Source organism: Acetobacter ascendens, from assembly GCF_001766235.1.
In the GTDB taxonomy this organism is placed as follows: Bacteria; Pseudomonadota; Alphaproteobacteria; order Acetobacterales; family Acetobacteraceae; genus Acetobacter; species Acetobacter ascendens.
In genome coordinates this window covers 149,519-162,107 of sequence record NZ_CP015164.1, presented here as the reverse complement: position 1 = coordinate 162,107, position 12,589 = coordinate 149,519, and the positions used below count along the sequence as shown (strand labels likewise).

Genomic DNA, 12,589 nt, shown 5'->3' with positions numbered 1-12,589 from the left:
GATTTATGACACAGCAGGAGAACAAACGTTCAAAATCGGCTGTTTTCCGGGATTTTTAGAGATTCGTTTTATGACAAGCGCAGAATTAGCTTGACCCTAAAAAAACATGACGAGTCGGGCTTGCCACGATTCATCCACAGGCCATCCACACAGTTTGCCCAACGCCCCACCGGTTATAAACAGGCGGTAACACAAGCTATTGCGCAGCCCCCTGTGCACTGGCACAAGATGAGGCCCATTGCGCCCCCGCGCCCTTTATACAGGCCCAGTAGAAGAACAAAGGAGCATACGCCACCGCATGCAGTTCATTCTTACTTTTTCCTGCCCGGATCAGCCCGGCATTGTTGCGGCTGTGACATCCGTTCTGGCAGAGCGAGGTGCGGACATAACCGAAACCCACCAGTTCAGCAACCGGGAATCTGGCACATTGTTCATGCGGCTGGCCTTTCATGCGCCTGCGCCGGGTAATTTGGCAGAAATAAATGCTATTCTGGCCCCCGTGGCCAAACGCTTTGGCATGCAGATGCGCCTGCATGATGCCGCGGTGCTACCGCGCATTATTATTATGGTGTCTCGCTTTGATCATGCGCTGCTCAACCTGCTGTATCAGGTGCGGGTGGGCTGGCTGAAGGCGGATATTGTGGCCATTGTTTCCAACCACACAGATAGCGCTGCCACGGCGGAACAAGCTGGTATTCCCTATTACTGCTGGCCCGTAAACAAGCAGAACAAGACCGAGCAGGAAGACAAGCTGCGTGCCCTGATAAAGGAAACAAAGGCTGATCTGGTAGTGCTGGCCCGCTATATGCAAGTGCTTTCGGATTCGCTCAGCGCAGAATTAAGTGGCCGGGTGATTAACATCCACCATTCCTTCCTGCCCTCCTTCAAGGGGGCCAAGCCGTATCATCAGGCATATGCCCGTGGGGTAAAGCTGATTGGCGCCACCGCCCATTATGTTACGGCGGATCTGGATGAAGGCCCGATTATCGAGCAGGAAACTGCGCGAGTCACGCACAACCTCTCGGTGGAAGATTACATTGCCACGGGGCGGGGTGTGGAATCGCAAGTGTTGGCACGGGCGGTTAAAATGCATGTTGAGCATCGGGTTATGATCAACGGCCACCGCACTGTGGTGTTTGCCTAAACACCCAAGGCTGCCGCCCCATTGCGGGCGGTTTGTCTTTTGCAGCCATAAAAAAAGGCGCCCCGGATGGAGCGCCTTTTTTGTATGCAACCCATAAGGGCCACATGCAGCAAAATTAGTTGCTGCTGTTGTTTTCGCCGCCGTTCGGGCCGCCATGTTCGCCACCTGGGCCGCCATGTTCGCCACCTGGGCCACCATGTTCGCCACCGAAGTTGCCCTGCTGGCCACGATCACCGCGTTCACCGCCCTGCTGGCCACGGTCACCACGTTCGCCACCCTGCTGGCCACGATCACCACGGTCGTCACGATCACCGCGTTCACCACGGTTTTCATCGCCACGGCCGTTCTGGTTGTCGCTGTTTTCGCTGTGCTTGTGTTTGTGGTGGTGGCTTTCTGCGTGAGAAGCAACCGGCATAGCAACACCCAGAGCAGCAAGCAGAAAAAGAGCTTTTTTCATCGTTAACAATACTTTCGTTCAATGCGTTAGGCACCGCACTGAGGCAGTGCGTGTCGGAAACCAAGCTAGGAAAGAATTGAGACAAAATAAAGGCTGGCAGACATACATTATGTTAATTTGATTTATGCCCTGCTTTGCATCCAGCCCATGCCTTGCTGCTCTGCCCCTTTATATAGTGTGAGAAAGCAGGAACGTAATTCTGCCACAAGCGTATGTGAAAAACAGAAGCATTATAAAATAGAGGTTTGACATGAAATTCCATTATCTTGCAGCCGCTGCCATGATGGGTGTGATGTGTGCATCCGCCCCCCTTCATGCCGAACCCCAGTTTAACGGCCCCGGCGGCCGTGGTGGCCCACAAGGCGGCCCGAACGGTGGCCCCGGTGGTGGCGCCATGCATGGTGGCCAGCGTGGTGGCCCCGGCCCAGCCATGCACAACGCCAACCGAGGCGGCCGTGGCGGCCCCGCACGCGGCGGTGACAACTTTGATATGAACCGCACATGGCGGAAGGGAGAGCGTTACGATGGCCCGCGTAATAGCCGCTGGGTTATTAATAACTGGCAGAGCCAGCGTGGCCTGTATGCGCCGCCGACTGGGTATTCCTGGATGCGCTATGGCAACCAGTTTTTGTTAACATCCGTTACCACAGGCATTATTGCCGGTGTTGTAAGTGCCACTATTGGGGCCGTTGCCACACCCGCAACCCCTACCTATGCCGCCCCAACCTACGCAGCGCCAGGCTACGCTGCCCCCGGTTATGCAGCACCGGGATATGCCGCACCCGGATACGCAGCACCAAGCGGTTACTAAAAACTGCCGTATATCACGTAGGATATTTTCAGAACGTATTTTGCAATCCGGTAATATCCTACACCAAAAAAAGGCCGCTGCCCCACTTATCGGGGCGCGGCTTTTTTTAACGTGGTTTTTTACGGAGTGCGTGCTGGCACATTACGCCACTGCCGCCAGCCCTGCACGGCAAGGCCAATAAAGGCCGCGTACAGCACGACAGTTACAAACAACCTGCGTTGCACAAACAGCAGCGCATACAAAACATCCACCACAATCCACAGCACCCAGCAGGCGCGGTAGCGCTTGGCTGTCCAAATTTGGCCCAGCACACTGTAAGCACTTAGCCCGGCATCGGAAAGAGGCATGGGGTCATCCGTTACGGTGCGCAGGGCCAGCCCTAATGCCAAACCTGCCAGGGCTGTTATGCCGGTATCTCGCCACAAGGTTTGCACAGTTGGGGTGACAATATGCACCTGCCCGCTTGCCTGCACACCGCGCAGCCAGCACCACAGGCCATACAGCGCCAAAGCTGCAAACACAGCCTGCAAAGCAGCATCTGCGTATAAATGATCCTGCGCAAACACTGCGCCATAAAGCACCGATGCCAAAAGCATAACCGGCCAGCACCACACCGTTCTGCGCCCCGTAAGCCACACGCCCAAGGCACTGGTAACTGCCGCCAGCCATTCCAGCCCAGACACTATTTCTGCCCCGCCAGCAAGGCAGGCAAACGGGCCAGCAGTTCCTGCCCTTCCTGCGCCTGTGCAAACCACTGGGCATGGCCAAGCAGATACTCCGTATATGCCACCTCGGCCGAGGCTTCATCTTGCAGCAGCGTTCCAAAATATGCTGTTTCAGACAGTGCAAATTCTACATGCACCAATGGCAAAAACGCCACCACCTGCGCACGCTCTGCCGCACTTAAAGGCCGAATGTGCTGATACCCTGCCACAAATGCAGCAAGCTGGCCCCACACCACCAAAGGCCTTGCCTGCTGCGCACCCAATGGCGGTAAAGCCAGCCAATCCACCATGGCGCGCTCTATGGCCACGGCCATATCAAACGCGGCACAGGTGCGGTCTGCCATGCCAAAATCCAGCACGGTAACTGGCGTGTTTGCGTTCCAGAACAAGTTGGAAGGGTGCCAGTCTCCATGCCCCCAAGCGGGTTTTATGCTGGGCAGTAACGGGCGCAGATGATTGTGAAACGGCAGAACAACCCGTGCCACATCCTGCTGCCACGGGCGGTTGGCCAATGCCGCCACCAGCCCCGGTTGCCGCGCCACCCATTGCTGTAGTGCGGGCATAAAATCTGCTTGCCCCACCACGCACATGCTGGAAACAAGCGGCACCACTGGGGCAGTTTGACCCGCCACATCCGCGCTGCGTTCCGGGGCTGTATAATCTGCCGCAGCTTTGTGCAGTTGTGCCAGTGCGGCCCCCGCCGCATGGGCCTGCATGGTGGAGAAATATGGCTTCCAGGACATCACATCCCGGTAGGTGTCTTCCCCTTTGGCGGGTAGAAAAACCTCGTATGTCCAGTTGCCAAGTTCCAGCGCGGTGTGCCCGTTATGCAGGGCCAATGCGGGGCATACGGGCAGCCCCTTGCTGGCCAGATGCCAAATAAAAGCGTGTTCCTGCTCTAGCATGGCCGCACTACGCAACGCCCGCGCATGGCGTTTGAGCACGCAGCTTGTCGCTCGCACCGCCTGCCCGCCGATGTTGTTGCCACTGGCACTGGCAGAAACCTCCCCCGCAAGCTGCACCACACAGGCGGCAGAAAACGGGCGCATGCTGTGCCACACAACATCCCGCGCTGGCGGAATATTGGTAAAATGCGCGAGAACAGCAGAAACTTCATCAAACGTCAGGCAGGGCCAATCCCGCTTTTCCTGCACGCCGTGTACGCCAAACTGCGCCGTGTTTGGGGGGGAAGGATCTGCCACGCCTAAAACCCGGTGGAGGCTGTAAACAGGGCTGCAAACCCACCGCCAATGTAATAATCCGGGGCCTGACCGGCTATGGTGGTGCCATAGCGGCCCTGCGTATCATGCGCGTTCATGGTGGGGTCTGCCACGCCGGAAAGGTAATGCTGGTTGGTGATGTTAATAAAGTTCATGCGGAATTCTGGCCGATGCAGCACAGAAACATCATCCATCCGATACCCCAGCGCCAGATTGCCCGTAACATGGCTGGGCATGCGCTCATCATTCATGAAAGTTGCATATTGGTGGCCGGTGTATTTTACGGTCATCACACCAAAAAAGTGCCCATCATCATACGTCAGGCCCGCAGCAGCCTGTAGCGTGGGGCTGCGCACGGCGCGTTTGCCGCGTGTGGGCAGCAGGTCTCCGCCCGAATACAGGTCATTATCAATGGTGGCGTGCAGATATTCGCCCGAAAGATACGGGCTGATATGGTGCCACGGGCGCAAACCTATTTCCACATCCACCCCGCGAGATGTCTGCCCGCCCGCATTGATGGTGGAATTTACGAGTGCACCATTTATCATAGCTAACGTGGCAATCTGGCGGTTTGTGAAGTTATAATTAAATAACGTCAGGCTGCCCACAACGCGGCTGCCTGCGTACCGGTAGCCCAGTTCCTCTGCTATGGAGTATTCGTTTTTCAGGCTGGATGTGCCTTTTTGCGTCACCGCGCCGGATGTGGGGTCATACGCATCATACAAAGCAGGTTCTGCCGGGGTGCGGAAGTTGGTGGTGGCATTGAAAAATACCTGATGCTCCGGCGTAATCTGAAAACGCACGCCAAAGCGCGGCAGGGGTACTGCGGTGTTCATGTTGGCGTGGTAAGGCGCACCCGGCACGGCGTTTGTGCCTGTGCGCGAGAACATTACTTCCTTAAAACCTGCTGTTAACAACAGCCGATCATGCAACAGAGAAACCCTATCCCCCACAAACAGCGCATTGGTTTGCGAGATAGTGTGGTTGCTGGCCCCTAACAGCATATTGCCATCGGCCAACGTAATGGGCCGCCCGCCCCATATGCTGCCCGCATTGCCGCTGCCATTTACGGCGGCAAAGGTTTCGCGCTCGGTATCATCACCGTAATCATACCAATAGCCCAGCACCAGATCATTCACGCCGCGCTTCCATTCCAGCGCAGATGTAAAGCCGGAGCGAAAGCTGCGCTGTGTGTAATCTGCCCGCACGGTGCTGTAGCCATCTGCCGTTACGGGCAAATCCAGCACATCGGGCACGGCCTGCGTGCCATTATACAGGCCGGAAGTGGGCAACTGCGTGCCGCCTGCAGCATTGCCATACGCGCCTTGTGCGTAAGGTGTAACGTGCAGGCTTAGCCCCTCCGCCAGTGTAAATTGCAAAGGGGCGGCCAGATACAGCGTGCGTTCCGGCTGGCGAGAAAGCCGCCAGTAGTCCGAACCCCCGTAATCATCATCGGCGTGGAAGTGCCTGTCCAGATTATTGGGGCCACCTATGCCGTAACTGCGCCAATCATCCTTGCTCACCTGCGGGTAGTAGCTGTCCACCGCTTGGTTCCAAGATCCTAACAGCCCCGCGCTGTTGCCTTGGCCCCATGTTTTTTCCAGCTTGAAATCAACATGCTGGCGCTCATCCCGCCCGGCCCCGCGCCAGTTATCCGTGGCGCTGTGAGAATAGGATACAAAGCCCCGCAGGCCGGTATTATGCCCGATCTCGCCCGTATCCAGCCGCAGGAACTCACGGTTGGTATCGTAAGAACCATAGGAGGCACTGAACTGCCCGCCCGCCTTTTCTGCCGGCGTGCGAAAACGCAGCTTCATCAACCCGTCAGCGGCGTTCATCACCGGGCTATCCAGATCGGGAGATCCCTGTTGCAGGGATATGTTTTCGTAATTCTCGCTATCTGCAAACTGGCTGGGGTAGCCGGTGTAATAGGCAATATCATTCAGCGGCATGCCTTCCAGCACGTAGCCTATGGCATCTCCATTCATGCCACGCACACTGATATTGGTTTGCGGAGAAAACCCAAACGGGTCTGACCCACTTACATTCGCGCCCGGCAGTTGGGAAACCAGCTCAAACGCCGTGGCTGTGGGGGATTGCAGGCGAATATAGTCCTGCCCCACCACGCTTTGGGCCTGCGGTTCGGATTGCGGGTGTATCAGCCCGCCCCCAGCACTGGCATGTTGCAGGTTGGCACGCACAATTACCACCTGCGGGCGGCCAGAAGCCTGCACCGGCGCACCCGGCGCTTTGGGGGCTGTAGCGGCATGTGCGCCTGCGGGCGTTGCCGTATGCTGGGCGGCTTTTTGCCCTGTGGGCGGCACAGATACAGCCTGTGCCCATGCAGCCCCAACCGGCCACGCCATACCAGAAAGCAGCGTGCCAGAAGCCAGCGCGCAGGCCATCCACCACCGTTGGCGGCAACAGCGCCGCACCTTGGGGGCCGCACACCAGCACGCCGCAGTTTGTATTAAGGCTGGCATCTGGCTTTATCCTTCTGCCGCACTCAGGCGCACCTGCCGCACCACGCGCTCCATTGTTAACCCCTGCACTAAAATAGTGAACACAACCACCGCATAACACACTGCAAGCAGCACATCACGCATAGGCCCGTGTTCCAGGCTTAACGCAAGGGCAATGGAAATACCGCCGCGCAGGCCGCCCCATGTCATAATGGCCAAGACGCGCCAGCGTTGTGAATCCCGCAAATACACCGGCAACATGGCCAGCAGCACGCTTAACGCCCGCACGGTAATGGAAAGCGGAATAGCCAAAACAGCCGCCAGCAATACGGGCACACGTATAGGCACGCTGAGCACATAAAAACCCTATCAGCACAAACAAACAGGCGTTAAGCACCTCATCCACCATCATCCAGAAATTGCGGATTTCACGCTGCCCGTGCTGGCTGAGCGCCCCCAATGCGCGGGGCATGCCCAAAGCCAGCCCAGCCGTAACGGCTGCCACGGGGCCAGAAACTTCCAGCATTTTGGCAAGGCTGTACACCCCGCTGGCAAGGGAGATGGAAATAAGCAGTTCAAGATGCGCATCTGTTACCAGCCGAATGCACCATACCGCCAAGCACCCGCACAAAAAGCCCAGTAGCAGGCCGCCGCCTACTTCTTGCACCATTTGCCACACCAAGTCCCCCAACGGGCCAATGGTGCCTGACTCTGCCAGTTGCACCGCCACGGCAAAACACCACAACGCCCACGCCATCGTTAAACAGGCTTTCCCCTGCAAAAATGGCCTGCACTCTGGGCGGCAGGCCCAAACGGCGCAGCATACCCACAACAGAAACCGGATCTGTTGGCGCCAAAATAGCCCCCAGCACCACACACCACGGCAGAGAAACCGCAAGCCCCACCAGCGGAAACGCCATCCACATACCTGCGGCAAACAGGGCTACGGCCAGCATGGTGCCCAAAAGTGCCAGTGCCAGAATGGAAAAACGGTTCTGCCACAGCTCGCGCTGATCAACCGATTGCGCGCCTGCAAACAACAGGAAGGACAAAGCCCCATCCAGCAATGTGGCGGGCAGGTTTATGCTATCCAGCACCGCGCGGGCGGCATCCATGCGGGGCATGGGCACGGCCTGCTCCAGAAAAAGCAAAACCGTGGCCACCCCCAAAGCCTGTGCCGTAATGCCAATGGTGGTGGGCAGGTGCAGGTATCGGTGGTTGATAATGGCAAAAGCTGTTGCCAGTGTGATCACAATGGCAAACAGCGCCAGCGGATTAAAAAAAGGCGGCATGAGCGGTTTCCAGTCTGATCAGACAGGCTGATTACGGGTGCAAACCAGAAAACCGCAAAACCGGATGCCGGATCAGGCGTTATTCTGCGGCTGCCCGGCATCATCCATATTCACGATCGTCTGATCCGAAATGGAAACGTCTGTCAGTTCAGGACGTTGCAAGGCAGCGTTGGCAGAACGCGCCAAACCGGCTGTCTTGTCTTTTAGGTCTGCCAGTTCCTCACGCACATCGCCCAGAATTTCCAGCAGGGCCTGATGGTCTTCTGCCGCGCGCCGGTCTGCCCCACGGCTGAGTACTGCGTTGCCCACCATCAGCGCGGGCAGCGCCACAAGCTGGATACAGTTGCTGATATACAGCAGCGTGTTCTGCCACTGGGGCACAACCGCTGGCACTAAAGAGAACAGGAAAAACACATATACGCACCAGATACTGCCGAACATGATTGTCATTTTAACAGCCACGTTCTCGTTAAATCTGTTCACCAATGAATCGGCAGGTTGCTGTGATTTGGGTTTCATTTCTATACCTTTTGCCTCGAATACCCCCCTTGCTGGCGGGCTATCTCTTTGGGCAAAACTGTATCACAGCGCTGTGGGCTTGTCCGCCTGCAGGCAGCAAGGATGGCTCCCACCCCCATGTTTCAGGCCAGCAGGTAAGGCTGGCCGCTAGGGCTGGTAAGCACACCTTGCGGGGCCAATAGCGCGTTGGGCGGTATGGGGGTGCCATCTGCTAAAGTGGGCACCTGTGGCGGCAACGTGGCGGCACCTTCTGCACTGATGTAAAGCTGCACGCTGGCCGTAACGCTGCGCCCCTGTACGGTGTGCAGCACCATCTGCACGGTTTGCACCCTATCTGGCGGGCCACTGCCCAAAAACACGCAGGCCATGCCTTGAATAATTGTTACCCACAGCACGGCCAAATCCGTATCCTGCCCGGTAGCGGTGGGCACGCTGGCTGTAACACTGGCCAGTGTATCGCCCGCGCCTTCCAGCCATGCGGCGGGGGTGAGCGTATAATCCAGCGCATCTGCACTGCTGCGCGCAGGCCATGCCTGCACCACCTGCTCTGCCAGTTGGCCACGCAGGCATAGGCCCGGTGCAATCATAACCGGCAGCACACGTGCGCTGGCGGGTTGTCACCCCGGCGCCAGCACGGCCCCTTCTGGCAAAAAGGAGCAAGCCGTGCCTGCGGTATTGCAAGAACATATCATGGTTTTTTACCTTGGCCCAATAGCTGTTACCCACACTGTAATGGGGGTAGAAACCGCGCCATCGTGATCATCCACCACATAGCGCACGCCCACAGCGCCAATACCTGTGGCGGTAGGTGCCTGTTCTGGCATGGCAAGTGTCATGCGTTGTTCATACTGCATGCACTGCAACTGCACGGATGTAGGCACCCCCGCAAAAGCCTGCGGAAAGGTAATGCCATCTCCATCCTGAATACTCACGGAAAAGGACTGGATGCGCTGCCCATATGGCAGGTTGATCACGCGCCCATCCTGCGTGGCAAAATCGGCCTGATATGTGCCCAAGCCCACATAACTGCCCGCAGGCTGAAACACCCCATTGGCCCAGCCTTGCGTAGCCACCACCGCGCCATCTGGCATACGGATGGAGCCATCCTGGCGGAACTGCCATTCATGCCACCCGCCTGCAGCATCTGTTAACTGCACGCTGGCAAAAGCATATTGTTCAAACGCATCACGCAGGCAGAACAGCGCCTTCATGGTGGCACTATACCCCAAGCGGGAAATAAACTGCGGCCCCCACGGCGTATCACCCGCCTGCGGTGCGCCATTGCTGCCGCTACCGCCCCATGTGCCAGTGCTATCATAATAGCCATTGCTGATTTTACCGCCAGTCAGCGGAAAAAAGCTTTGCGCGGCTTGGGCCGATGTAAGCAACCCGCTGAACAGGTTTACCCACGCTGCACCCTGCGCGCCGGGGGTGGAAAGGTTGTTATCCTGCCCAGAAACCCAGAACGTGCCCACAACGCTGCCCGCCACCACAGCCCCGGCTGGGTAACCACCAATGGCGGCGGCAAAGCTGGCATCAAACGGGCCAACATATCCTGTTTGCAAAACCTGTATGGCAGCAGAAAGTGTTTTTAAAAACCCGTTCATATCCGCCCCACGCGGGGGCACGCCACCGGCAGCGCGTTCTGTAAAGGTTTCGGGCGGAAAGCCCAGCGCCATACTGGCCGAGCCATCGCCCGCTGTGGTTTGCGCTGTGGGAATATCCGCACAGTTGGCCGCTGTGGCAGAGACCGCAATAGGCGTTGTAAACCGCCCGGAAATATCTGCTTGTTTCATAAGTTTTTCAGCCCCTGATGCTGTAGAAAACCGCAACCCCGGCAGGGCGCGGCAGCACGCCGGCGTTTTCGATAATGGAAACCTGCACATCTGTTGGCCCAAAGCCAAAGGCGTAGGTCATGCTCATGTTGGCGTTATCTTCCACCCATGCATCACCCTGCCCGGCAAACAGCGTGCGCAAAATGGCGTTGAGCGAAAGCACGGAACAATCCGTAATATTGGCCAGCGCCTTGGCATAAATAAGCTGCCGAAACCCAGCATCTGACAGGCTGCAATTTGTAAAATCACCCACCACAACACGGCCCGCATACGACGGGGCCGTGTTAAAGCCCTGCTCTGTCAGATCATTGGCCTCGGCAAAACCTAAATACTGGCCAGATGCCATGCGCAACACGCGGGATACCCCAACAATGCGGCCCCATACATCCAGCCCGTAGCCTTGGGCTGTTTCTATGTTCCATATGCTGGCAAACCAGTTTTCTATACTCTGGGCAGGATCAAAACACTGGTTCCAGCCTTCCAGCAGCGCGTTCAGGCTGGGTGAGCACGCGTATTGCGAAAGCACCGTTTGCCCCACATTCTGCATCAGGCAAACTCCACGGTAATATCAGCCAGTTCCAGCGTGAAAATCTGGTTGATATTGGCCTGTGCCGTAACACCGGTAGGGTTGGCCGCTGTGCCTACCCGAATATCCACCACCTGCGCCCAACTGCCCACTGCCGCCACGCAGGCATAAAACCGGCTGGCATACAGCGTGCCGCCAATGCCCACGCGGGCAGAACCATCCTGCCCCAAAAAGCACGCCAACACGGCCTGCTGCACGGCAGACGTTGCGGTATTAGGCACGCCAGAACCGGCTGCCAGTGTAAGCACAACATAAAGCGGCGTGGGCTGGGCACGCTCAAACGCCACCGTATAGCTGGGCGGTGTGGTATACGCGCCAGAAGTATCTGTTACCGAAACACTGGTGCTGCCGGTATAGGCGCAGCCGGGTGGCTTTTTGCACAAAATGGCCAAAGCCACATCGGCATCTGTGCCGCCATTTACGCACACATACAGGCTATAGGGCGCAAGTGTGATGCCCCCCTGCATAACTGCAACATTGCTGCTATTATCTGCAACATACGCATCTGTTACGCCATCCACCGCCTGCACGGCGGCCAGAATAGCAGCCAATGGCCCTACGGAATTTACAGCCACGGCGGCCTGCCTGCGGGCTTCAAACGCAGCGCGGCCTTCTACCTCACGCCCTGTCACCCCCGCCACGGCGTTGCTCACGCCAGACCACCCTGCTACAGATTGGCACAGCCGCACACTGCCCGCCGGGCAGGAAACCTCCCCCACCGTGGTGCAGGAAAACGTGCCCGTGCCTGTGCCGGTGGTATCCAGCGTAATAGCGGCATCTGCCGCGTAGGTGTTGCCTGCGGCATCTGCCACCAAGGCCCCTTGCGGAATAACCGTGCCCTCCACCCCCGTACACTGGCACGTAACAACCGTGGGCGTGGCGGGTTTGCGCTCCATAAAGTAAATGCGGCCAATGGCATCCTGCATCCGGCCAGAAGCCCGCGCAGGATCTACCCCGTTAAACACAGCCAGCATTTGATCATACGCATCGCCCAAAATGGCGGTAAGCGATGTGGCCAACTGCCCCTGTGGGGTGGATAAATCCGTATTCAGCGTATTGCCAAAAGCGGCGTTAATATCTGCCAGAACACCGGCCAGCATGTCTGCCTCCTGCAGCAGCACAAAGCCGGTATCATCCAGCGTGGGTGCGGGCACAGATGTTGTGCCTGCGGCAAGTGTGGTTTCAGAAACTGGCAAGGGTTGTGCTTCCGTTTTCCAATGTCAGATAAATCTGGCCGCTGAGTTTGCGGTCCGCCCCAAGGCTGGTCAGCACACAGGTGGCGCGTGCCACGTTGGGCACGGCAAGGGCAGCCTGCGCCACATCGGCCCGAAACAGCGCGGCAGACTGGTTGCGCCCCAAAACACCCGCCAGATAGGGCAGGCCAAGGGCTGTGTTGTACCAGCACTCGCCCCTAAACACGCGCACCGCGCTGGAAACATCCTGCGCTGTGGCATAGGGCACATCCGCCACGGCAATATTGCCCTGCGCATCCACCACCAAATCCCACGTTGCGCGATCTAGCAACAAGGTTTTCATAT

The 12,589-nt window shown here is 57.6% G+C and carries 12 protein-coding genes and 1 pseudogene; 3 read left to right on the top strand and 10 right to left on the bottom strand.

Going from position 1 to position 12,589, the window contains the following annotated elements; all coding sequences use genetic code 11:
- Nucleotides 1–238: 238 nt before the first annotated feature.
- From purU to A4S02_RS00825, 3 genes are all read left to right on the top strand, one after another.
- On the top strand, nucleotides 239–1,144 hold the full coding sequence (purU, locus tag A4S02_RS00835) for a formyltetrahydrofolate deformylase (RefSeq protein ID WP_019089877.1): 906 nt from the start codon (nucleotides 239–241) through the stop codon (nucleotides 1,142–1,144).
- Nucleotides 1,145–1,298: 154 nt separating this feature from the next.
- Nucleotides 1,299–1,607 (top strand): hypothetical protein, encoded by a 309-nt coding sequence (locus A4S02_RS15585; RefSeq protein WP_157885522.1) that lies wholly within the window; start codon nucleotides 1,299–1,301, stop codon nucleotides 1,605–1,607.
- A gap of 244 nt (nucleotides 1,608–1,851) precedes the next feature.
- Nucleotides 1,852–2,412 carry an RcnB family protein gene (locus A4S02_RS00825; protein ID WP_019089880.1) on the top strand — a complete coding sequence of 187 codons (561 nt, stop codon included), beginning with the start codon at nucleotides 1,852–1,854 and terminating at the stop codon, nucleotides 2,410–2,412.
- Between the two features lie 119 nt (nucleotides 2,413–2,531).
- On the opposite strand, the gene pnuC is transcribed toward A4S02_RS00825, so the two are convergent.
- The 10 genes and pseudogenes from pnuC to A4S02_RS00775 all read right to left on the bottom strand — a co-directional run bounded on the left by pnuC (nucleotide 2,532) and on the right by A4S02_RS00775 (nucleotide 12,587).
- A complete protein-coding gene (gene pnuC / locus A4S02_RS00820) occupies nucleotides 2,532–3,095 on the bottom strand; it encodes a nicotinamide riboside transporter PnuC (protein ID WP_070322673.1) in 564 nt (187 codons plus the stop codon).
- Nucleotides 3,095–4,339, bottom strand: a complete 1,245-nt coding sequence (locus A4S02_RS00815) for a phosphotransferase enzyme family protein (RefSeq protein ID WP_070322672.1) — start codon at nucleotides 4,337–4,339, stop codon at nucleotides 3,095–3,097. Before A4S02_RS00815 ends, pnuC begins: the two co-directional genes overlap by 1 nt.
- Before the next feature lie 2 nt (nucleotides 4,340–4,341).
- Nucleotides 4,342–6,840, bottom strand: coding sequence for a TonB-dependent receptor (locus A4S02_RS00810; RefSeq protein WP_208858897.1), 2,499 nt, complete (start codon nucleotides 6,838–6,840; stop codon nucleotides 4,342–4,344).
- Nucleotides 6,841–6,846: 6 nt separating this feature from the next.
- Nucleotides 6,847–8,111, bottom strand: a pseudogene (locus A4S02_RS00805) (cation:proton antiporter).
- Between the two features lie 72 nt (nucleotides 8,112–8,183).
- Nucleotides 8,184–8,630 carry a hypothetical protein gene (locus A4S02_RS00800; protein WP_019089885.1) on the bottom strand — a complete coding sequence of 149 codons (447 nt, stop codon included), beginning with the start codon at nucleotides 8,628–8,630 and terminating at the stop codon, nucleotides 8,184–8,186.
- A gap of 122 nt (nucleotides 8,631–8,752) precedes the next feature.
- The gene (locus A4S02_RS00795) at nucleotides 8,753–9,217 is read right to left on the bottom strand and encodes a phage fiber-tail adaptor protein (RefSeq protein WP_228142419.1); all 465 of its coding nucleotides are present in this window, start codon (nucleotides 9,215–9,217) and stop codon (nucleotides 8,753–8,755) included.
- A gap of 111 nt (nucleotides 9,218–9,328) precedes the next feature.
- Nucleotides 9,329–10,426, bottom strand: a complete 1,098-nt coding sequence (locus tag A4S02_RS00790) for a phage tail protein (RefSeq protein WP_070322671.1) — start codon at nucleotides 10,424–10,426, stop codon at nucleotides 9,329–9,331.
- 7 nt (nucleotides 10,427–10,433) lie between these two features.
- A complete protein-coding gene (locus A4S02_RS00785; RefSeq protein WP_070322670.1) occupies nucleotides 10,434–11,012 on the bottom strand; it encodes a DUF2612 domain-containing protein in 579 nt (192 codons plus the stop codon).
- Nucleotides 11,012–12,205 (bottom strand): baseplate J/gp47 family protein, encoded by a 1,194-nt coding sequence (locus A4S02_RS00780; RefSeq protein ID WP_208858932.1) that lies wholly within the window; start codon nucleotides 12,203–12,205, stop codon nucleotides 11,012–11,014. The genes A4S02_RS00785 and A4S02_RS00780 overlap by 1 nt, the downstream gene beginning before the upstream one ends.
- 28 nt (nucleotides 12,206–12,233) lie before the next feature.
- On the bottom strand, nucleotides 12,234–12,587 hold the full coding sequence (locus A4S02_RS00775; RefSeq protein ID WP_070322668.1) for a hypothetical protein: 354 nt from the start codon (nucleotides 12,585–12,587) through the stop codon (nucleotides 12,234–12,236).
- Nucleotides 12,588–12,589 lie beyond the last annotated feature (2 nt).